The organism is Flavobacterium hercynium (genome assembly GCF_002217285.1).
Taxonomy (GTDB): Bacteria; Bacteroidota; Bacteroidia; order Flavobacteriales; family Flavobacteriaceae; genus Flavobacterium; species Flavobacterium hercynium.
Genome location: NZ_MUGW01000017.1, coordinates 212883 through 234466, shown reverse-complemented (window position 1 = coordinate 234466; position 21584 = coordinate 212883). Strand labels below are relative to the sequence as shown.

The following is a 21584-nucleotide window of genomic DNA, read 5'->3' as shown; positions in this document are numbered from 1 at the left end:
GATTTTAATGTTGAATAGATTTTTGCATCTGATTTTTTCTAAACAAATTAGAAACTATCAAATAGCACATCACAAGTTCTTAAAGAACTTGAACTCTAAACATTAAAATCAGGCGTAAAAAATGTATTGACTGTATAACTTAAATAAGGGGGGCGCATTCGCATCAGAGTAATACGAAATGATTTGATTTTTTTTGAAATTTGGAATCGCTAAAAAAACAATCGGGTTGAATTCCTGAATTACAGCTGGAAAGGCTAATTGAAAAAAGAATATCTTTAAAGTAGCGTCATCTGATTTTTTTTCAAAATGAACCACTTTGTCTTTACAACAAGATGATTTTTTCTCTGCTTTACCACAACATTTCTTTTCAGGAGCTGCAGAAGCGGTAGTATTCAAAGATACCGAAGCAATTTTGCCTCCACAATAATGCACATCAAAAGCAAACCCAATGTTGGAAACCAACAATAGGACCGCTAAAAATAATACTGTGCACTTTTTCATACTCATTTTACAAAATTATTGAAATGAGATGAGAAAAATCTAAAAAATAAGTTATTTTTTTAAATTTTCTTGCTGATAATAAAATGCAGGAATAAATAATAGTACAAATATGGGCTGAATTATAAATCTTCTCACATAAAAAAGAAGCCAATTCCCTTCAGGATAAAATTCCAGAATTAAAAAAAACATTCCGAAAAGCAATACTAAAAAAAAGAAATACAAGAGAATACTAAACTTAAACATATCAATATCCCGAAACAATGAGTAAATTAATACAATTGAAAGAATACTATTTAAAAGATAACGAAACAAAAGTCCTCCAAAAAGTTTAAAAGCATCAACTTCAGGAAAAGGAGCACCTTTAAAATCAGAATCAAAATAATCTAAAAAAGGATCGTAAAAAAGCTGTTTTTCAAAAGCTCTAATAAACCCAAAGCATATCACAACTACAACTGTTACGAACACCTTGACTTTTTGCTCCTTTATCCTATTTAGCATATTTAGAAAATTTATTGATCCAGATTACCCACAAAATAAAAACAAACCCATAAATAATCAACGGAAAGAGAACACCATGTAAAATGTGTTCATTCTGAGGAAAATGATATAATAGCACTGCCAACAAAGCAATACGGGCTACATTTAAAACGTAAATTAGTAAAACTCCAAATAAAATAAAAAAGAGAGTCGTTTTAAATTTTCCTGAAAAAGCAATAACGAAAGAAATAAATAATATAATAACGCTAACAGCATTACAACCTTCAACAATTCTAACGATATACGTTTTATTGTACCATACCTCAATACATGGATGTGTTGTACTTTTACGTGTCATAATATCACAATTAAAAGCTTGCATTAGCTGATCGACATTATAGCCTACAATAGTACTTATACCATCTATATCATTGGCATCAAAACTGTTTAAGTAAAGCTTATAAACTAATGTAAGGATAATATATGCACTGAAAAAAGTACCTATAAAAATCAGAAAAGGTTTAAATTGTATTAAATATTTTTTCAAAGGATTTTTTTTTCAAATTTATGTATTTTTTAAGTTCAGCTTTAAATACTTTTGTATAAAAATTTCACATTATGACATTTCAGGAATTACAACCAAAAGTAAGCGCTATTATTGCTGATACAAATATAGTTAGAGACGAAAAATTATTGGCAATTTGTCAATTATTAAACGAAAATATAGAATATTATAACTGGGTAGGATTTTATTTTGCCAATCACGAAAACAAAACATTGCATTTAGGACCTTATGTTGGTGCTGAAACGGATCATACCGTTATCCCTTTTGGAAAAGGAATTTGTGGTCAGGTTGCAGAGAGCAATGCTAACTTTGTAGTTCCTGATGTTGCTGCCCAAGACAATTATATTGCCTGCAGCTTTACCGTAAAATCAGAAATTGTTGTTCCTTTATTTGTTAACGGGCAAAACATTGGTCAAATTGATATTGACAGCCATGTTATCGATCCGTTTACTGAAGCTGACGAAAGATTTCTGGAGTTTGTTAATCAAGAAGTTGCTAAATTATATTAAAAAAAGAGGCATTTTTAAAGCCGAAAAAATAGTATTTTAGGTCTAAATTATTTAATCTTTAATTTTTTCATTCTATAAATTTATTTTTTCAAAAAAAATATGTAATTTTGCACGGTCTTACAAAAGATGTACGACATACATAAAAATCATTAAATAATATTGGAATGTATTTAACTAAAGAAAAGAAAGAAGAGATTTTTGCACAACACGGTGAAGCAACAAACACTGGAAAAGCAGAAGCTCAAATCGCATTGTTTACTTACAGAATTAGTCACTTAACTGAGCACTTGAAAAAAAATCGTCATGATTACAACACTGAGCGTTCATTAGTATTACTAGTAGGTAAAAGAAGATCGTTGTTAGATTACTTGAAAAAGAAAGAGATCAACAGATATCGTGAGATTATCAAAGTATTGAATATCAGAAAATAATCAATATAGAAAAGAGGTGCGAAAGTGCCTCTTTTTGTTTTTACATATTATTAAGATTACAAGCATTTTTAAAAGAAAAAAAGTTTGGTTTTTCATTGGGTTTTAGAAACAACAACTACACACAACAACTACAACACAACTAAAACCCATTGTATAACCAATAAGGAAAAAATTTATGATTCCACAATTATTTGTAGAAAAAATCGATTTAGGTGATGGCAGAAGCATCACAATCGAGACAGGACGCTTAGCAAAACAAGCTGATGGTTCTGTAGTAGTGAGAATGGGCGATACAATGATACTTGCAACAGCAGTATCAGCACGTAGCGCTAACCCAGCGGTTGACTTTTTACCATTAACGGTAGATTACCGCGAAAAATTTGCAGCAGCTGGTCGTTTTCCAGGAGGTTTCTTTAAAAGAGAAGCACGTCCAAGCGATAGCGAAGTATTAACAATGAGATTAGTTGACCGTGTTTTACGTCCGCTTTTCCCAGACGATTACCATGCTGAAACACAAGTTATGATTCAATTAATGTCTCATGACGAAACTGTTATGCCTGATGCTTTAGCTGGTTTAGCTGCATCTGCTGCATTAGCTGTTTCAGACATTCCTTTTCACAACTTAATTTCTGAAGTACGTGTTGCACGTATCGACGGAAAATTTGTGATTAACCCAAGCAGAGAAGACTTAGAAAAATCTGATATCGACATGATGATTGGAGCTTCTTTGGATTCAGTTGCAATGGTTGAAGGAGAAATGAAAGAAATCTCAGAAGCAGAAATGGTAGAAGCTATCAAATTTGCTCACGAAGCTATAAAAGTTCAAATCGAAGCACAGTACCGCTTACAAGCTGCTTTTGGTAAAAAAGAAATTCGTACTTACGAAGGTGAGAAAGAAAACGAAGAAATTTACAAAAAAGTAAAAGCTGCAGCATACGATAAAATTTATGCTATCGCAAAAGTTGGTTCTGCGAAACACGAAAGAAGCGCTGCATTTGCTGAAGTAAAAGAAGAAGTTAAAGCTTTATTTACTGAAGAAGAATTAATCGCTGATGGAGATTTAGTTTCTAAATACTTCTACAAAACGAACAAAGAAGCTGTTCGTAATGTCGTTTTAGAATTAGGTGTTCGTTTAGATGGTAGAAAAACTACAGACATTAGACCAATCTGGTGCGAAACTGATTATTTACCAAGAGTTCACGGATCTTCATTATTTACACGTGGAGAAACTCAAGCATTAGCTACAGTAACTTTAGGAACTTCAAGAGAAGCAAACCAAATTGATTCTCCATCTGAACAAGGTGAAGAAAAGTTCTACTTACACTATAACTTCCCTCCTTTCTCAACTGGTGAAGCAAAACCACTAAGAGGAACTTCAAGAAGAGAAGTTGGTCACGGTAACCTGGCTCAAAGAGCATTAAAAAATATGATTCCTGCTGATTGTCCTTATACAATTCGTGTTGTTTCTGAAGTTTTAGAATCTAACGGTTCTTCTTCAATGGCAACTGTTTGTGCTGGAACAATGGCATTAATGGATGCTGGAATTCAAATGGTAAAACCAGTTTCTGGAATTGCTATGGGATTAATTACTGACGGTGAGAAATTTGCTGTATTGTCAGATATCTTAGGAGATGAAGATCACTTAGGAGATATGGACTTTAAAGTAACCGGAACTGCAGACGGTATTACAGCTTGTCAAATGGATATCAAAATTGATGGTTTACGTTACGACATCATGGAGCAAGCTCTTGGGCAAGCACGCGAAGGACGTTTACACATTTTAGGAAAATTAACTGAAACTATTGCTGCTCCAAGAGCAGACGTGAAAGCACATTCTCCAAAAATCATCACGAGAACTATCCCTGGAAACTTTATTGGAGCATTAATTGGACCTGGTGGAAAAGTAATTCAGGAATTACAAAAAGCTACTGGTACAACTATCGTAATCAACGAAGTTGATGAGCAAGGTGTTATCGAAATTTTAGGTACAGATCCTGCTGGAATTGAAGCGGTATTGGCAAAAATCCAATCTATTACTTTCAAACCACAAATGGGAGAAGCTTACGAAGTTAAAGTAATTAAAATGCTTGACTTTGGAGCTGTAGTAGAATATGCTGCTGCACCAGGAAATGAAGTATTACTTCACGTATCTGAATTAGCTTGGGAACGCACTGAAAATGTTACTGATGTAGTAAACATGGGCGATGTATTTCAAGTTAAATACTTAGGAGTAGATCCTAAAACTAAAAAAGAAAAAGTGTCAAGAAAAGCACTTATTCCAAGACCTCCACGTGAGGACAAAAAAGAGTAATCAGATCTTAGTTTACTAAAGGTTTATTTATAGAAAACGCCAATTCAAAATTTGAATTGGCGTTTTTAATTTTAAATCATAAACATATTATTACATTTTAACAGATAAATGTTATACAAATAACTTTTTTTTGATACTTTTGGAATCATCCAAAACAAATCAAAAAAACCAATCAATCCTTTGAAAAATTATCAAAAAAAATCTGCATTCCTTATTTTATTTGGATTATCTTTAAATATTTACAACATCCATAGCCAAACCAACAATAATACATCACTTTATAACTGGTTCGACACAACACTTGGCAAACAAAATCTTGACATCAATAACGGAGCACTTCATACCAATCCGTACAAGACTTTGGACGACAATACGCTTTATTTTGATGAAGATGTATTTACAAAAGGAACTTTAACTTTTGAAGGGCAGACTTATTACGAAACTGCACTAAAGTATGACATCTATCGTGATATACTTGTATTAAATCCATACGGAGCCTCTGAACATATCGGAATAAGCCTTGTCACTGAAAAAGTAGACGCTTTTTCATTATACGATCGCAATTTTGTAAAACTAAAAAAAGGGCAATATAATTCGCCTAACTTAACAACCGGCTATTATGAAACCTCAGAAAGCAGCGAGGATTTTGTTTTTTTCATCAAGCATAGCAAATTAATGCAAAAAATAGTCAAGGAAGATGGCATATTCTACAAATTCAAACGCAGCAATAATTACCTGTTAGCCTACCATAAAAAGCTGTATACGGTAAATAGTAAAAGTGAAATTATCCAAATCTTTCCGGACAAGAAAAAACAAATCAACGAGTTTTACATAATGAATAGAGAAGTTAAAAAGTCTGATTTAAATAAATTCATGACCAATTTAATGAAATTTATTTACAACTCTCTTTCTAACCAAAATAACTAAGATTAATGAAAAAAATTATACTCGCCTTATTCATTTTGACATCATTTAATTTTTCATTTGCTCAAAATTCAAATGACAAAATATCGGTTACATTTAAGGATGATACCTTATTGACAGCAATAAAAGCAATTGAATCGGCTACATCTTATAAGTTTTACTTTGATCCAGTTTGGCTAGAGTCTAACAAAACACTTGTTTCGGGCACTTACACAAATGTAACCGTTGACGAAGTTCTAGATAAAATTCTAAACAAAACTGATCTAAATTTTATTGTTGTAAAAAACAAAGTAATCCTGACCTTAAACAATATCATTCATAGCGATTTACCTGCGAATTATTTTTCAGATTCTCCAGCAGAAAGCAATTCGAATAATAATCCTGACAATCCTGTTTTTTATCAGCAATACGATTCTTTGAATAGCTACAGTGTTACTAAAAAATCTTCTGTTATATTTATAGGTAAAGAAAATAAAGAGTCTTCTAAAAAAAGCTTCAAACTTACCGGAACGATACGAAATGAAGAAACCAACAAAACGGAACCTGGTATTTATATAAAGGTAAAAAACAAAAACATCAGTACATCTACTGATGTAGATGGTCAATATAGCTTACAATTACCAAGAGGTCTGAATATTATAGAAATTAAATCACTAAGCCATAAAGAAATTTCGAAAACGGTAATTCTGTATGACGATGGAAATTTAGATCTTAATATTAATGACAAATCAAATCAGTTAGACGAAGTTGTTATTAAAAAGAAAGGCCAAAGAGCAACAGAAACAACTGTTTCTGGCTTAGTTTCTATAGATATTGAAGGTATGAAAAACGTTCCTTTAATTCTTGGAGAACGAGATATTCTAAAAGTAGCTACTACTTTTCCTGGTATTAAAACTACTGGCGAAGGATCAGCAGGATTTAATGTGCGAGGTGGAAAAGAAGATCAAAATTTAATTCTTCTTGACAATGCTGTATTATATAATCCTCAGCATTTCTTAGGTTTTTTCTCTGCAATAAATCCATATACTGCAAAAAAAGCAGACATCTACAAAGGTAGTATTCCTGCTGATTTCGGAGGAAGATTATCATCTGTGTTTGACATTACAACCAAAAATGGAAATCCCGAAAAATTCTCGGGTGAAGGTGCTGTTGGACCTGTTACATCAAATTTAAGTTTTGGATTACCTATCCAAAAAAACAAATCCAGCATTTTATTTGGCGGAAGAGCAACCTACTCTGACTGGATATTAAAAAGTCTTGATGACGAAAATCTAAAAAACAGCCAGGCTGGATTTTACGATGGAATTTTGAAGTATAACAATGCCCTTAGTGAAAACAACAATATAGAAGCCACAGCTTATTACAGTAACGACCGTTTTAGCATTAGTTCTGATTCTGTTTACAAATACAGCAATAGACTGGCATCGTTGAAATGGGATCATACTTTTAATAAAGATCACAAGTCGGCACTTATTTTAACCAATAGTGAATACAAATTCAATATTGATTACGATTCTCCTGATGTTAATTCATTTAAGTTTGGATATAAAATAAATGAGTCTCAATTGCAATTAAAATTCAATTATGCACTAAACGAAAAACATAAAATATCTTACGGTCTTTCAAGCAAATTGTATAATATAAATCCTGGTTACCAGCATCCAACAAAACCAGAAGCAACTTTAGTTGCAACTGATCTGGCAAAAGAGAAAGCGCTTGAGTCCGGTATATATTTATCTGACAGCTATAAATTGAGCAAAAATTTATTAATAGATTTAGGAGTTAGATATTCATTCTATGCGTCTTTAGGAGAAGCAGATGTGAATATTTACCAAGAAAACGCACCAATAAGTGATGCAACTGTTATTAGAAAAGAGCATTATGACAACAATGAAGTTGTAAAAACTTATGGAGGATTCGAACCCCGAGTTGCAGCAAGGTATTTTTTTACAGAAGACTTTTCTATAAAAGCCGGATACGATATGACGAGACAATATATCCATCTTCTATCGAGCAACGTGACGCAATCTCCTACTGATACCTGGAAATTATCTAATGCTAATATCGCTCCTCAAACTGCACAGCAAATTTCTTTGGGACTTTTTAAAAACTTAGACGATGAAGAATACGAAGTAAGCTTAGAAGGATATTACAAAAGATCTAAAAACATATTAGATTACAAAGTTGGCGCACAGGTCTTACTGAATGAGAATGTCGAAACGGCTCTTTTACAAGGCGAAGGAAAAGCATATGGTGTAGAATTTTTAATTAAAAAACAAGTTGGAAAATTAAATGGATGGCTTGGATATACTTACTCAAGATCACTAACAAAATTGGACGGACAATTTAATGACGAAAAGGTAAATAATGGAAAGTACTTTGCTTCAAATTTTGACAAACCTCATGACTTAAGTGCCGTTTTAAATTATAAATTCACAAAAAGATATAGTTTATCTTCTAACTTTTTGTACCAAACCGGAAGACCAATTACTTTCCCTATTGGAACATACAACTATGGAGGTGCAGAATATACGCTTTACAGCGACAGAAATAAATTTAGAATTCCAGATTACATACGTTTAGATATTGGATTAAACATTGAAGGAAATCATAAAATAAAGAAACTTGCTCATAGTTTCTGGAATATTTCGATATACAATGTTTTAGGCCGAAATAACCCCTATTCAATCTATTTTGTAACGGATCAGGCAGGAAAGATAAAAGGTTATAAAACATCTATTTTCTCAATCCCAGTTCCTAGTATCACTTATAATTTTAAATTTTAATACCATAAAAATGGATTCAAAAATCATGAAAACATTATTTAAAAATAAACTCACTATCGCATTACTACTTAGTATACTTCTTACTAGTTGCACAGAAACTTATGTTCTACAAACGGATACGTATGAAGAAGCATTGGTAATCGAAGCTACCATAACTAACGAATTGAAAAAGCAGGAAATAAAACTTTCTAAAACAGCTAAACTTGAAGATGACGGTGTAGCCATCGAAACTGGCGCTACAGTAAGCATTAAAGACGATTTAGGAGCAGTATATACCTTTAAAGAAGACAACGGAATTTACTTGTCCGAAAATGCTTTTCAAGCCTTACCGGACAGAACTTATACTTTAGACATAAAAACCAAAGATGGCAAAATTTACCAATCTTCAAACGAAACAGTTACAACGGCAAACGAAATAGAAGACATTACAGCTGAAGTTGTTACCGATAGAAAAGAAGGCCGAGGCGTACAGATTAGAGTACACAGTTATGATCCCGCAAATACCTCGAAATACTATCGATATGAATATGAAGAAACATATAAAATTATTGCTCCCGTATATCGTCAGGAAAAAGCTGTACCAATAGGACCGGAAAAAATTCAGCTACAACCTAACGATCCTAATAAAAGAATATGCTATACCACCAAAACTTCTAATGACATTATTCTAACTACTACAACAGATTTACAAGAGGATCGTGTTAACTTCCCATTACGCTTTATTAGTGATCAAAACTATATCATAAGTCATCGCTATAGCATTTTTGTAAAACAATATGTTCAAAATATAGCATCCTATACGTTTCGCAAAACCATGAAAGAAATCTCAAGCTCTGCTAGCGTATTATCTCCTAAACAGCCTGGCTTTGTAAACGGAAATATAAAATGCATATCACATACTGACCAAAAAGCAATAGGCTTTTTTGAAGTTTCTTCTGCCTCTTCAAAAAGAATATTTTTTAATTATGCTGATCTTTTTCCGAAAGAGGAATTACCACCTTATTACACTGATTGTCAAGAAGAAGAATATAGATTTTGCTTTCAGGGTGTCAGCATTCCACCATGTAGAGGAACTTTATTAATTGATCTTATACAATTAAATAGAATTAGTTTTTCGTATAACATAGAAGATCTTTCTTATTTCATGGTACCTGTAGAATGCGGAGACTGTACATCATTTTCATCAAACGTAATACCTTCATTTTGGACAAATTAAAACACCTTATATTATTGTTTGTATTGGTAAATACACAATTACTTAGCGCTCAGCAAGCCGTGACTTTAGACGAGACGGTGTTCATTCATGCAAATGCTACAACCTTCGTTTCCGGAGAAACATTGCTGTTTAAAGTTTATTGCTTAAAATCTACAGATAAAACACCAAGTGAAGTAAGCAAGATTGCTTATGTTGAATTAGTTGATGAAAGCAAAAAATCAGTTTTTAAAACTAAAATAGTATTAGAAAAATCTACGGGACAAGGCGATTACTTTATACCAACCACACTAAAAACCGGAAACTATAAATTAATAGGTTACACAAACTGGACGCTTAATAAACCTGTATCTGAATTATTTCAGATCGACATTGCTGTCATTAACCCTTTTACAAAAGAAGACAAAAAGCCTGTCGGAAGTAATTCCAACACAAAAGATATAACACTAGGAACAAACAATAACGAAAGTCGTTCTGTAGAAACTAGCAATTCAAACACTAACCTAAAATTGAGCTTACCTAAAAAAGTTTTTTCAAATCGTGAATTAGTAGACTTAAAAGTTGAATCTAAAACGGCATTGCCGGCAGACGGAAACTATTCTTTATCTGTTAGAAAAACAGATGTTTTACCTGTTAAAAATCAGATTTCGGCTCAGGAATTTGCTCCTGTTTCAAGCAATAATACATTGCTTAACATTCAGAACTTGGTAAATAAAATTCATCTTCCAGAACTAAGAGGTGAACTTATTTCAGGAAAGGTAACTGCGAAAAATAAAACTGATAATGTGCAGAATTTAACCGTTGCATTATCACTTCCCGGAAAATCTTATGCTTTTGAAATAACACAGACTGATGCTAATGGAGATTTTATTTTCAACGTTAAAAACGTTTATTATACTTCAAATATTACGGTTCAAATTATAGATGACAAAGCAAACAATTACGATCTTGCTTTACAAAATATTTCAGACATTGATTACTCTAAAATAAATTTGAACACTGGTTTTGATTTATCATACACTACAAAAGAAACGTTATTAGAAAGATCTATTTCAAGTCAGATTGAAAATGCTTATTATCATAAAAAAGTTAGCACCATTTCTAAAACGCCTACATTAGAACCTTTTTATGCTCCTCTTGCTAAACAATATATTCTGGATGATTATACACGATTTAAAACACTAAAAGAAACAGTAACCGAAGTTGCAACTGAACTTTATATTAAACAAAATGATGGTAAGGCTCGCCTTCACGTAAATGATCCAAGTGTTTTTCCTCAATTACAGGAATCTGCTCTTGTACTTATTGATGGTTTGTATTTAGAGAATCAAAATGAGTTACTAACTTACCCTATGAAAAACGTTTACAAAATTGAACTAATCGTAGGGCGTTATTATGTGGGTTCAAAAGCCTTTAATGGATTGGTTAGTTTTACTACTTTCAATAAAGATTTTGTTAGCACTCAAACAGGATCATTTATATTAAACACTACTATTTTAAGGCCGCAGCCTAAAAAAATATACAATAAAATTGAATATACGGCTAACGCAGACAACGAAAGAATACCAGATTTTAGAAACCAATTGTTTTGGAATCCGAACGTTACCTTAAAAAATGATAATAATTTATTTTACACCTCTGATCTTTCAGGGACATACGAAATAAAACTTGAAGGCTTTACTAAAAATGGATCACCAGTTTCTTTGCGCGAAATTATCGAAGTAAAAGATACTTCTGCAAACTAAAAAAACACTTCAATTCTACAATATAATTCCCGTTTTCAATAAAATGAAGCGGGAATTTTTATTTTTTTATTTTTTTTTGTAACTTTTATTATAGTCTTTACGTATAATCATTTGTACACTTTAAAATTGAGGACACAACGACATGAGACAACTTAAAATCACCAAGCAGGTAACCAATCGTGAAACTGCATCGTTAGATAAATATCTACAAGAAATCGGAAAAGTTGACCTAATTACCGCTGATGAAGAGGTAGAATTAGCACAAAGAATAAAGGCAGGTGATCAAAGAGCTTTAGAAAAATTAACAAAGGCCAACCTACGTTTCGTAGTATCGGTAGCAAAACAATATCAAAATCAAGGATTAACACTTCCTGATTTAATTAACGAAGGAAATTTAGGTTTGATTAAAGCGGCTCAACGTTTTGATGAAACGCGTGGTTTCAAATTTATCTCTTATGCAGTTTGGTGGATTCGTCAATCTATCTTACAGGCATTAGCAGAACAATCACGTATCGTTCGTTTACCTTTAAACAAAATTGGTTCTATCAACAAAATCAACAAAATGTACGCTTTATTAGAGCAATCTAACGAGCGTCCGCCTTCTGCTGAAGAAATTGCAAAAGAACTTGACATGACGGTAAATGATGTAAAAGAGTCGATGAAAAACTCTGGTCGTCACTTATCTATGGATGCTCCTCTTGTAGAAGGAGAAGATTCTAACCTTTATGACGTTTTACGTTCTGGGGAATCTCCAAATCCAGACAGAGAATTAATTCACGAATCATTACGTACTGAAATTGAACGTTCACTAGAAACATTAACTCCAAGAGAAGCTGATGTTGTTCGTTTATACTTTGGACTTGGTGATCAACATCCAATGACATTAGAAGAAATTGGAGAAACTTTTGACCTTACTCGTGAGCGTGTTCGTCAGATTAAAGAAAAAGCAATCCGTAGATTAAAACATACTTCAAGAAGTAAAATTCTTAAAACTTATTTAGGCTAAAAATAGTCTTAAAGTTAGAAAGTTTTAAAGTCTAAAAAGCTCTTTTTTTTGACTTTTAGACATTTGACTTTCAACTACACAGCAAACAACAGTTTGATTGACTGTTCGTTTTTTGATTGATGATTGAAACTCCGGCTGATTACCGGAGTTTTTTATTTTTAGCTTGAATCATTAAAAGGATTAGCTTCACAAAGTCAAATTATCAGTAAATTAAAAATAAGCCACTTAAGCAATCAAAACTTAATTTGTTAATCATCTTCAATGATTTAAAAAATGAAATCTAATTTCATTGTAAACAAAACTAAAGTCTTACTTTTGCAAAAAAAAGAACACAAACAACTACAACACACAATGAAGAATACACTTATTGCTCCTTCTGTTCTTGCAGCGGATTTCGCTAATTTACAACGCGATATCGAAATGATAAACAACAGTGAGGCTGACTGGTTTCACATCGATATTATGGATGGTGTTTTTGTTCCGAATATTTCTTTTGGAATGCCCGTTCTTGAAGCGATCTCGAAACACGCTAAAAAAACAATCGATGTACATTTAATGATCATCGATCCAGACCGCTACATCAAAACCTTCGCTGATTTAGGATCAAATATCTTAACTGTTCACTACGAAGCTTGCACGCACCTGCACAGAACGCTTCAGGCTATCAAAGCGGAAGGAATGAAAGCTGGAGTTGCCATTAATCCACACACGAATATTGATCTTTTAGAAGACGTTATTAACGATATCGATTTGGTTTGTATTATGAGTGTGAATCCTGGTTTTGGAGGACAATCATTTATTGAAAACACATACGCTAAAGTTAAAAAACTGAAAGATTTAATTACACGTAAAAATGCTTCAACTATTATTGAAATTGATGGCGGTGTAACAAATAAAAATGCCAAACAACTAGTAGAAGCAGGAGCTGATGTTTTAGTAGCAGGAAGCTATGTTTTTAAAGCAGAAAATCCAATTCAGACTATTGCTGATCTAAAAGTCCTTACTGCTTTTTAAGTTTTTTAAATTTGGAAAAAAATCGATCCCGGTCATTGATTCTAATGTTTCGATAGGAACCACAAAATCATAAAGTGATTTATCACTATCCTGATTCGGAACTAAAAAAGCGATAGCTTTATGTTCTTTTCCAGATTTAGCTACAATAATTTTATAAAAATATTTAGGAACAGCAACATTTTCTGTTCCTATTTTTTTATCTGTATTTTTCAAAACTCCTCCTGTGACTACGTAAATATCATTGTGTTTATCTGCCCAGTAACGAGTTTTTTGTTCAATTCTGTTCCAGATACCACTATTGAAATCATGTCTTTGAGGTGAAACATTTGAAGTGTAAAACGTATCATTATAAGCCTTTTCATCAAATCCCATATCAGCAGCCGGGCAAAGATGTCCTTTGTCATATCCGGATTTTTTGTAATTCCTCCAATCTGCAGATCCGGTTACTACTTTTGGATCTTCAATAAAAAACGGACGTTTATATTTTCCATTCTTCAAATATTCTTTCTTCAATTCATACGCAACCCATTCTGCCTGCTCAAATTCTTCATTATAAGAAAGTGTGTAATATTGGTGTTTTACAACTTGTTTTGTTGTTGACGTTGGTAAATAAGTAACATTAAATCCTGCATCAGTAGTATTTTGATTTGAAATAAAAGCAGACGTTTCTTCCTTTACAAATTCTTCCTGTTGCAATTCTTGCTTTAATACTTCTTCTTTTGGTTTTATTTCTTTTTGACAAGACAGAAACACCAAACCTATCAATCCTAAAATAATTTTATCTTTCATATTTATTGCAATTAGATCATAAAAAAAGCGCTCCGTAAATATAAACTTTCGGAGCGCTTTATCAATAAATTTATTTTCTAAAAAGATTAAGATTTTATTGCTTTCTCTTTTTTAATTTTTGTTGAACTATTTTTAACAACGTTGTTTTTTGTTGTCTGCAAATCATCTAAAACATTTAATGCTTCTTCCACATAAACATCTTTAGACAAAGCCTGATGCCATGCATCTCTTTTTTCTTTTAAACTTGCATCGCTTTTCATTTCAAGATCTTCGTAAGGCAAAGATTTAAAAACCAAATCATTTTTGTATTCTGAAATTGGTTTGTATTTTTTACCTTCATTTTCAACTTGCTCCTGAGTTGCTTTAAAACTGGTAATGTTCAGACTATACGTGTTTTCTTTGTTCTTAACATCAATCCATCTTGCATTATCTTCAATCAATTTAAACTGAGGATTTTGTGCAATTCTGTTTTTACTGTTTGCAATTGCCTGATTAAATTTCTGGTTTTGCGTCCAGGTGCTGTAATCAGCAGGATCAATTTTATCCCAAGGCATTGCATTGTCAATATCGCGCTCACCCATTTTTAAGTACGCATAACGATCTGGCATAACCACATCACTATGAACTCCTTCTAACTGTGTTGAACCACCATTAATTCTATAGAATTTTTGACCAGTAATTTTCAAAGCTCCTAAATCTCCATAATTTGCATTACGTACAAATTGATTTAAATCCAGTACATTTTGAACTGTTCCTTTTCCGTAAGTTTGCTTACTTCCAATGATAATACCACGTTTGTAATCCTGAATTGCAGCAGCCAAAATCTCTGATGCCGAAGCTGAGAAGCTGTTTACCATAATTACTAATGGTCCATCCCATTCGATCTTTTTATCTTTGTCATATAATACTTCTTTCTTTTTACCAACTGTTTTTACCTGAACGATTGGTCCTTCTTCGATAAATAAACCGGCAATATCAACAACTGTAGATAATGATCCTCCACCGTCATCACGAACATCAAGAACGATTCCGCTTATATCTTCTTTTTTCAATCTTTCAACTTCTTTAGCGATATCTTTTCCAGCATCACGACCATCTTTGTTTTCAAAATCGATATAAAATTTAGGTAAATAAATAACCCCGTATTTTAGTCCATTCTTTTCTACAATACTTGATTTTGCATACGTTTCTTCTATTTCAACAACATCTCTTATGATTGAAATTACTTTGATGGTTCCGTCAACTTTTTTAACGGTAAGTTTTACCTCAGTTCCTTTGTGACCTTTTATTTTTTTCACAACATCATCAAGACGCATTCCTACTACATCTACAGGCTCTTCATTTCCTTGCGCTACTTTCAGAATCATATCACCAGCTTCTAATTGCTTACCTTTCCAGGCAGGACCTCCAGAGATTAATTCATCAATTTGAGTGAAATCATTTTTCTTTGTTAATCTAGCTCCAATACCTTCTAATTTTCCACTGATATTAACATCAAAACGATCTTTATCTTCCGGAGCAAAGTAACTTGTATGCGGATCAAAGCGCGTCATTATTGAATTTACATAAACAGAAAACCAGTCCTCTTTATTTAAATCTTTAATAAGACTAAAATTATCATCTAATGATTTTAGCGAATTTTCACGTGTTTCTTTTTCTAATTTTTCAAAAGATTTCTCTTTATAATTAGGATCTGTTTTCTTTTTATCCTCTTCTAATTTTTGCTTTGTGACCAATGAAGAAAGTGTAGACAGTTTAATTTGCTTTCTCCATCTTTCATTAATTTCAGCAGTATTTTTTGCATAAGGTGCACTATCGTAATCAGCATTAAAAGTTTCATCCACTGTATAATTAAGTGGCTGCGCTAATAAAGTTTTATAACGTTTTTTACTTTCTTCCATACGTTTCATCAATCTTGTATAAGTAAGATTGAAGAACGTCAGATCTTTCATTAAAAACAAATCATCCAATTGCAGCTCATATTGCTTAAATTCATCAATATCAGACTGTAAAAAGAATCTTTTTGATGGATCTAATGCTGTAACATAATCCTTAAAAACTCCTTTAGAAAATTCATCATTTATCTCTGCCGGGCTATAGTGCCCTTTTTCTATAACAAATGCAAGCAATTCCAATAAAGTCTTGTCTCTATTAGGATCAGGATCCGTATTGTCAGCATTTATTTTAAAAGCAAACAAAGTTACTGACAAGCATAATACGGCTATAAGTATTTTATAATTTCGTTTCATAAATTTAATAATAGCATTCATCAATTTTTTAGTCTAAGTTACGGTAAAAACTATGCCAAGAAGGCCAATTTCACTATAATTTTTTGTTAAAGATATAAAAATGTTCGGCTTACAAAAGCGAACTTTGTGATAGTTGACAAATTTTATTTTATTTGTTACTATTGTAAAAAAATCTGTCAGTACATTTGCTTACATAATTCGTAAAACAGCCCCAAATAATAGCCCTTTTTATTATGAATCAAGAAAAACCTCTAATTTTAGTTACCAATGATGATGGTATTCTCGCACCTGGAATAAGAGCCCTTATAAGTGTAATGGAAACCATTGGAGATGTAGTTGTGGTTGCACCTGACAAACCTCAAAGCGCAATGGGACATGCCATCACAATCAACAATACTATATATCTTGATAAAATATCAAAGGAAAATGACATTATAGCCGAATACAGCTGCTCCGGAACTCCTGTTGATTGTGTAAAATTGGCAGTAAATGAAATTCTGCATAGAAAACCTGACTTGTGTGTGTCAGGAATTAATCACGGAACAAATTCATCTATCAACGTAATTTATTCCGGAACAATGAGTGCCGCTGTAGAAGCCGGAATCGAAGGAATTCCTGCCATTGGTTTTTCCTTATCTGATTTTGACTGGAATGCCGATTTTGAACCTGTAAAAGCATTCGTTAAAAAAATAACTTTACAAACATTGGAGAACCAACTTCCCAAAGGAGTAGTACTCAATGTCAATTTCCCTAAATTAAAAGAAAACGAAATTAAAGGAATAAAAATTTGTCGTCAAGCTAAGGCTTATTATGCTCAAAAGTTTGATAAAAGACAGACTCCTTTTGGTAAAGATTATTATTGGCTTACGGGCAAATTTGTAAATGAAGACCAAGGTGAAGACACAGACGAATGGGCTTTAGAAAACGGATATATTTCTATCGTTCCTGTTCAGTTTGACTTAACCGCACATCATACTATGCAACAACTTAATACCTGGAAATTAAATGAATAAAAAAGACTTACTTATTGGTTTTATTATCGGAATATGTACTTCTCTTCTTGGAAGTTATCTCTTCATCACCTTCTTTACCCAATTTGATATTTCCTCCGGAATTCAAACGATCAGGCAAAACGGGTATTTGGGAAAAATAATTACACTTGGAACTGTTCTTGACCTTGCCGTTTTTGGAATATTATTAAAGAAAAACAAGGAAATGATGGCAAGAGGCGTTGTTCTAGCGGTGATTGTTTTGGCAATTTCTACCATGTTTATTTAAATCCTATCTTTGCATTTGAAATTTTATTTCTTTTAAAATAAAAAAGCATCCTCAAAAAAACACTTATGAAATACTACATAATAGCTGGTGAAGCCTCTGGAGATTTACATGGTTCTAACTTAATGAAAGCCTTATATGAGGAAGATCCTCAGGCAGAAATTAGATTTTGGGGAGGCGATTTAATGCAGAATGTGGGCGGCACATTAGTTAAACACTATCGTGAATTGGCTTTTATGGGATTTGTTGAAGTTCTTTTTAACCTAAAGACTATTTTATCTAATATCACATTTTGCAAAAAAGACATTACTGCATTTCAGCCAGATGTTTTAATTTTTATAGATTATCCTGGTTTTAACATGCGTATAGCAAAATGGGCTAAAGCACTGAATTACAAAACACATTATTATATTTCACCTCAAATTTGGGCATGGAAAGAAAATCGTATTAAGGCAATAAAACAAGATATCGACAAAATGTTCGTAATACTTCCTTTTGAAAAAGGATTCTACGAAGACAAACATCATTTTCCGGTAGAATTTGTTGGTCATCCGTTAATCGATGCCATTCACAATCAACCTTCTTTTGACGAAAACACATTCAGAAAAGAAAACCAACTTAGCGAAAAACCTATTATTGCTGTTTTACCGGGAAGCCGTAAACAGGAAATCACAAAAATGCTGAGCGTAATGCTGAGCGTTGTTGACGATTTTCAGGATTATGAATTTGTTATTGCGGGCGCTCCAAGTCAGGATTTTGAGTTTTACCAACAATTTATTACCAATAAAAACATTAAATTCATTTCGAATAAAACCTATAGCCTTCTTCGAAGCTCAACCGCAGCCCTGGTAACTTCCGGAACGGCAACTTTAGAAACAGCTCTTTTTAAAGTTCCTGAAGTGGTTTGCTACAAAGGAAGCTGGGCGTCCTATCAAATTGCAAAACGCATCATTACTTTAAAATACATTTCGCTTGTAAACCTGATAATGGATCAGGAAGTTGTAACCGAATTAATTCAGGATGACTGCAACACAAAACGCATCAAAGAAGAACTTCAAAAGTTAATTGAGCCTGCTTACCGTGAGAAATTATTAAAAAATTATGACATTCTAGAACAAAAATTAGGCGGCGTTGGCGCCAGCAAAAAAACTGCAAAACTAATTGTTACTGATTTAAAGTAATTAAAAAAAAATATCCGTTTGAAAAAGATACTTATTTTCCTTTTTTCATCGCTGCTTTTTGCTTCTTGTAAATCAACTTCAACAGCAACTAGTGTAACTAAAAAAGAAACCAAAAAAGAAGAGAAATATTTGGTAAAAAATCTGATTGCAAAGGCTACAGATAATATTGGTGTACGCTATAAAGCTGGAGGAACTACAAGAAATGGCTTTGATTGCTCTGGCCTTGTTTACACTACTTTTGAATCGGAAAATATAAAATTACCAAGAAGTTCTTACGAACAAGCCAAAGTCGGAAAAGTAATAAAATTTGATGATGCAAAAAAAGGCGATTTGATTTTCTTTAAAACGAATAAAAGCAAACAAATAAACCACGTAGGCCTCATCACAGAAATTAATTCTGATGAAATAAAATTTGTTCATTCTTCTACTTCAAAAGGCGTTATTATTTCTTCTACAAAAGAACCTTATTATAAGAACTCCTTTACTCAGATTAATCGCATAGTAGAGTGAGTTAAATTTTAAATAAACGTTATTAGACTTACAAAAAATCAATACTTTTAAAGCCATGAAAGTATTCGATTTCCCTTTGACAAAAATAACAATCAGTTTTGTGATTGGTATTTTGGTCTCTTATTATTTACAGCCTTCTCTTTTCTTCGCAATTGTCACGCTCACTGTAAATCTTTTAATTTTTATAGTTTTACATTTTGTTTGCAAAAAACACCAAAAATTAAATATCCTTTTCGGAATAAGCGCTTTGCTGATTTCTTCTTGTATTGGAGTAACAACCTTAATCCTTCAGACGGATACCTCAAATAAATCAAATTACACGCATTTCAAAAATGCTTTTCAAGAAGATCACACACTAACTTTAATTATACGCGAAAAATTAAAAAGCAATACTCATAATGATCGATATATTGGCATTTTAAAGAACATCGAAGGGCAATCCTCTTCAGGAAAGGTAATCATCAACATCACCAAAGACAACAAAAATGCGCCACTTATAACAGGCAATATTATCAAAGTAAAAACAACGCTGCAGCATACCAACCAACCCAAAAATCCAAACCAATTTGACTATTCCAAATACCTCGCTAACAAACAGATATTCGCACAGCTTTACACTAACAAATCTGAAATAAAAGTTAGTACCAATTTACAGAAAGATTTATGGTATTATGCTTCGAGAATAAACGCAAGAATAATTACTAATCTTGAAAAATCGAAGTTCAATAAAACCGAAATGAATGTTGCACTGGCATTAATATTGGGTCAAAAGCAAGACCTATCTCCTGAAACAGTAAAGAACTACCAATATTCCGGAGCTGCACATATTTTATCGGTATCCGGATTACATGTCGGCTTCATAATGTTATTCATTCTCTTTCTGCTAAAACCGATCCCAAATACGCCGAAAGGTTCCTTAACAAAGTTAATAATCCTAATAACTTCACTGGGTGCTTTTGCAATCCTTTCAGGACTTTCGCCTCCGGTTTTAAGATCTGTAATTATGTTTTCCTTTATCGCTATTGCAGATCATCTGAGAAGAGGGCGCAACATATATCACACGTTACTAGTTTCAGCATTTATCATATTGCTTTTTCAACCTTACTTTTTATTTGAGGTGGGATTTCAGTTAAGTTACATCGCTTTATTTTCAATTCTTTGGCTACAGCCATTATTAAAAAATCTTTGGGAGCCACAAAACAAAGTCCTTCATTATATTTGGGAAGCGTTGACTGTTTCCTTTGCAGCCCAAATAGGAACATTCCCGATTTGTCTGTATTATTTCCATCAATTTCCGTGTCTATTTTTTGTTACCAATATCGTGATTCTTCCTTTTTTATCTTTTATTATGATAATAGGAATTGCAGTTATGCTTATAGCTGCATTTACAAGATGCCCTGAATTTTTAATCATAGCTTTAGAAAAACTGATTACTGTTTTAAATTTAATTACACAACATATAGCATCCTATGAATCTTTTATAATTAGAGAAATCAGCTTTAGTTTCGATTATACTATTGCCTTTTACCTATTTCTAATCAGTACTATTATTTGGCTCAAAAAACCGACTCACAACAAATTATTTATTACTCTAGGAACTGTGATCTTACTTCAATTAACATTTATAAGATCAAAAAAACGTACCTCAGAACAACAGGAACTAATTGTTTACAACACAAATAAAAATACGAATATCACGGAAAAATATGGTCGAAATACGACACTTTACACTACTGATACGCTACAAAAGATAAGTTCGCTTCAATCTTATCTAACAGAGAATTTTGGAATTCTAAAAGCAACAAACAGAACAAGAAATACTTATTTTTTTAATAACATTAAAATACTTTTAATAGACAGCAGTTGCGTTTACAAAAAAGATATCCATCCTGACATCTTGATCTTAACACAATCAACACATGTAAATCTGGATCGTGTCATAGCAGATTTAAAACCGAAAGCAATAATTGCGGACGCCTCTAATTCTTATACACTTCAGAAATCTTGGAAGTTAAGCTGTGAGAAAAAAAAGATCCCTTTTCATGCAACAGCAGAAAAGGGATATTATAAGTTAACTTTAGAAAGTAAATTCTAAAAG

19 protein-coding genes are annotated in these 21584 nt (G+C 32.5%); 14 read left to right on the top strand and 5 right to left on the bottom strand.

The window, feature by feature from the left end; genetic code table 11:
• Nucleotides 1–108 precede the first annotated feature (108 nt).
• The 3 genes from B0A66_RS08920 to xrtF are packed head-to-tail and all read right to left on the bottom strand — an operon-like array spanning nucleotide 109 to nucleotide 1525.
• A complete protein-coding gene (locus B0A66_RS08920) occupies nucleotides 109–507 on the bottom strand; it encodes an HYC_CC_PP family protein (protein WP_089049499.1) in 399 nt (132 codons plus the stop codon).
• 45 nt (nucleotides 508–552) lie between these two features.
• Nucleotides 553–999 (bottom strand): exosortase F system-associated membrane protein, encoded by a 447-nt coding sequence (locus tag B0A66_RS08915; protein WP_089049498.1) that lies wholly within the window; start codon nucleotides 997–999, stop codon nucleotides 553–555.
• Nucleotides 989–1525 (bottom strand): exosortase family protein XrtF, encoded by a 537-nt coding sequence (gene xrtF, locus B0A66_RS08910; protein WP_089049497.1) that lies wholly within the window; start codon nucleotides 1523–1525, stop codon nucleotides 989–991. The genes B0A66_RS08915 and xrtF overlap by 11 nt, the downstream gene beginning before the upstream one ends.
• Before the next feature lie 71 nt (nucleotides 1526–1596).
• Between xrtF and B0A66_RS08905 the strand changes: the two genes are divergently transcribed.
• The 9 genes from B0A66_RS08905 (at nucleotide 1597) to rpe (ending at nucleotide 13482) form a co-directional block, all read left to right on the top strand.
• Nucleotides 1597–2052, top strand: a complete 456-nt coding sequence (locus tag B0A66_RS08905) for a GAF domain-containing protein (RefSeq protein ID WP_089049496.1) — start codon at nucleotides 1597–1599, stop codon at nucleotides 2050–2052.
• A gap of 164 nt (nucleotides 2053–2216) precedes the next feature.
• On the top strand, nucleotides 2217–2483 hold the full coding sequence (gene rpsO / locus B0A66_RS08900) for a 30S ribosomal protein S15 (RefSeq protein WP_041516556.1): 267 nt from the start codon (nucleotides 2217–2219) through the stop codon (nucleotides 2481–2483).
• A gap of 175 nt (nucleotides 2484–2658) precedes the next feature.
• Nucleotides 2659–4794, top strand: a complete 2136-nt coding sequence (locus B0A66_RS08895) for a polyribonucleotide nucleotidyltransferase (RefSeq protein WP_089049495.1) — start codon at nucleotides 2659–2661, stop codon at nucleotides 4792–4794.
• Between the two features lie 180 nt (nucleotides 4795–4974).
• Nucleotides 4975–5721 (top strand): hypothetical protein, encoded by a 747-nt coding sequence (locus tag B0A66_RS08890; protein WP_089049494.1) that lies wholly within the window; start codon nucleotides 4975–4977, stop codon nucleotides 5719–5721.
• Nucleotides 5722–5726: 5 nt separating this feature from the next.
• Nucleotides 5727–8504: a TonB-dependent receptor gene (locus B0A66_RS08885; RefSeq protein ID WP_089049493.1), complete on the top strand. Its 2778-nt coding sequence runs from the start codon at nucleotides 5727–5729 to the stop codon at nucleotides 8502–8504.
• 25 nt (nucleotides 8505–8529) lie between these two features.
• Nucleotides 8530–9720: a DUF4249 domain-containing protein gene (locus B0A66_RS08880; protein ID WP_244283417.1), complete on the top strand. Its 1191-nt coding sequence runs from the start codon at nucleotides 8530–8532 to the stop codon at nucleotides 9718–9720.
• Nucleotides 9708–11462 (top strand): MPN domain-containing protein, encoded by a 1755-nt coding sequence (locus B0A66_RS08875; RefSeq protein WP_089049491.1) that lies wholly within the window; start codon nucleotides 9708–9710, stop codon nucleotides 11460–11462. The genes B0A66_RS08880 and B0A66_RS08875 overlap by 13 nt, the downstream gene beginning before the upstream one ends.
• Nucleotides 11463–11604: 142 nt before the next feature.
• Nucleotides 11605–12468, top strand: coding sequence for a sigma-70 family RNA polymerase sigma factor (locus B0A66_RS08870; RefSeq protein WP_007804760.1), 864 nt, complete (start codon nucleotides 11605–11607; stop codon nucleotides 12466–12468).
• Between the two features lie 351 nt (nucleotides 12469–12819).
• Nucleotides 12820–13482, top strand: coding sequence for a ribulose-phosphate 3-epimerase (rpe, locus tag B0A66_RS08865; RefSeq protein ID WP_089049572.1), 663 nt, complete (start codon nucleotides 12820–12822; stop codon nucleotides 13480–13482).
• Here the strand turns inward: rpe and B0A66_RS08860 are convergent.
• Both B0A66_RS08860 and B0A66_RS08855 read right to left on the bottom strand, forming a co-directional pair.
• A complete protein-coding gene (locus B0A66_RS08860) occupies nucleotides 13459–14271 on the bottom strand; it encodes a DNA/RNA non-specific endonuclease (protein ID WP_089049490.1) in 813 nt (270 codons plus the stop codon). The two genes, rpe and B0A66_RS08860, sit on opposite strands and share 24 nt — an antisense overlap.
• 86 nt (nucleotides 14272–14357) lie before the next feature.
• On the bottom strand, nucleotides 14358–16541 hold the full coding sequence (locus tag B0A66_RS08855; RefSeq protein WP_089049489.1) for a carboxy terminal-processing peptidase: 2184 nt from the start codon (nucleotides 16539–16541) through the stop codon (nucleotides 14358–14360).
• A gap of 212 nt (nucleotides 16542–16753) precedes the next feature.
• Between B0A66_RS08855 and surE the strand changes: the two genes are divergently transcribed.
• From surE to B0A66_RS08830, 5 genes are all read left to right on the top strand, one after another.
• Nucleotides 16754–17533, top strand: coding sequence for a 5'/3'-nucleotidase SurE (surE, locus tag B0A66_RS08850; protein WP_089049488.1), 780 nt, complete (start codon nucleotides 16754–16756; stop codon nucleotides 17531–17533).
• The gene (locus B0A66_RS08845; protein ID WP_089049487.1) at nucleotides 17526–17798 is read left to right on the top strand and encodes a hypothetical protein; all 273 of its coding nucleotides are present in this window, start codon (nucleotides 17526–17528) and stop codon (nucleotides 17796–17798) included. Before surE ends, B0A66_RS08845 begins: the two co-directional genes overlap by 8 nt.
• A 65-nt stretch (nucleotides 17799–17863) precedes the next feature.
• A complete protein-coding gene (gene lpxB, locus B0A66_RS08840) occupies nucleotides 17864–18976 on the top strand; it encodes a lipid-A-disaccharide synthase (RefSeq protein WP_089049486.1) in 1113 nt (370 codons plus the stop codon).
• Between the two features lie 18 nt (nucleotides 18977–18994).
• Complete coding sequence (locus B0A66_RS08835) at nucleotides 18995–19486, top strand: C40 family peptidase (RefSeq protein ID WP_089049485.1); 492 nt, start codon at nucleotides 18995–18997, stop codon at nucleotides 19484–19486.
• A 55-nt stretch (nucleotides 19487–19541) separates the two neighbouring features.
• Nucleotides 19542–21581, top strand: coding sequence for a ComEC/Rec2 family competence protein (locus tag B0A66_RS08830; protein ID WP_089049484.1), 2040 nt, complete (start codon nucleotides 19542–19544; stop codon nucleotides 21579–21581).
• The last annotated feature ends 3 nt before the right edge of the window (nucleotides 21582–21584 follow it).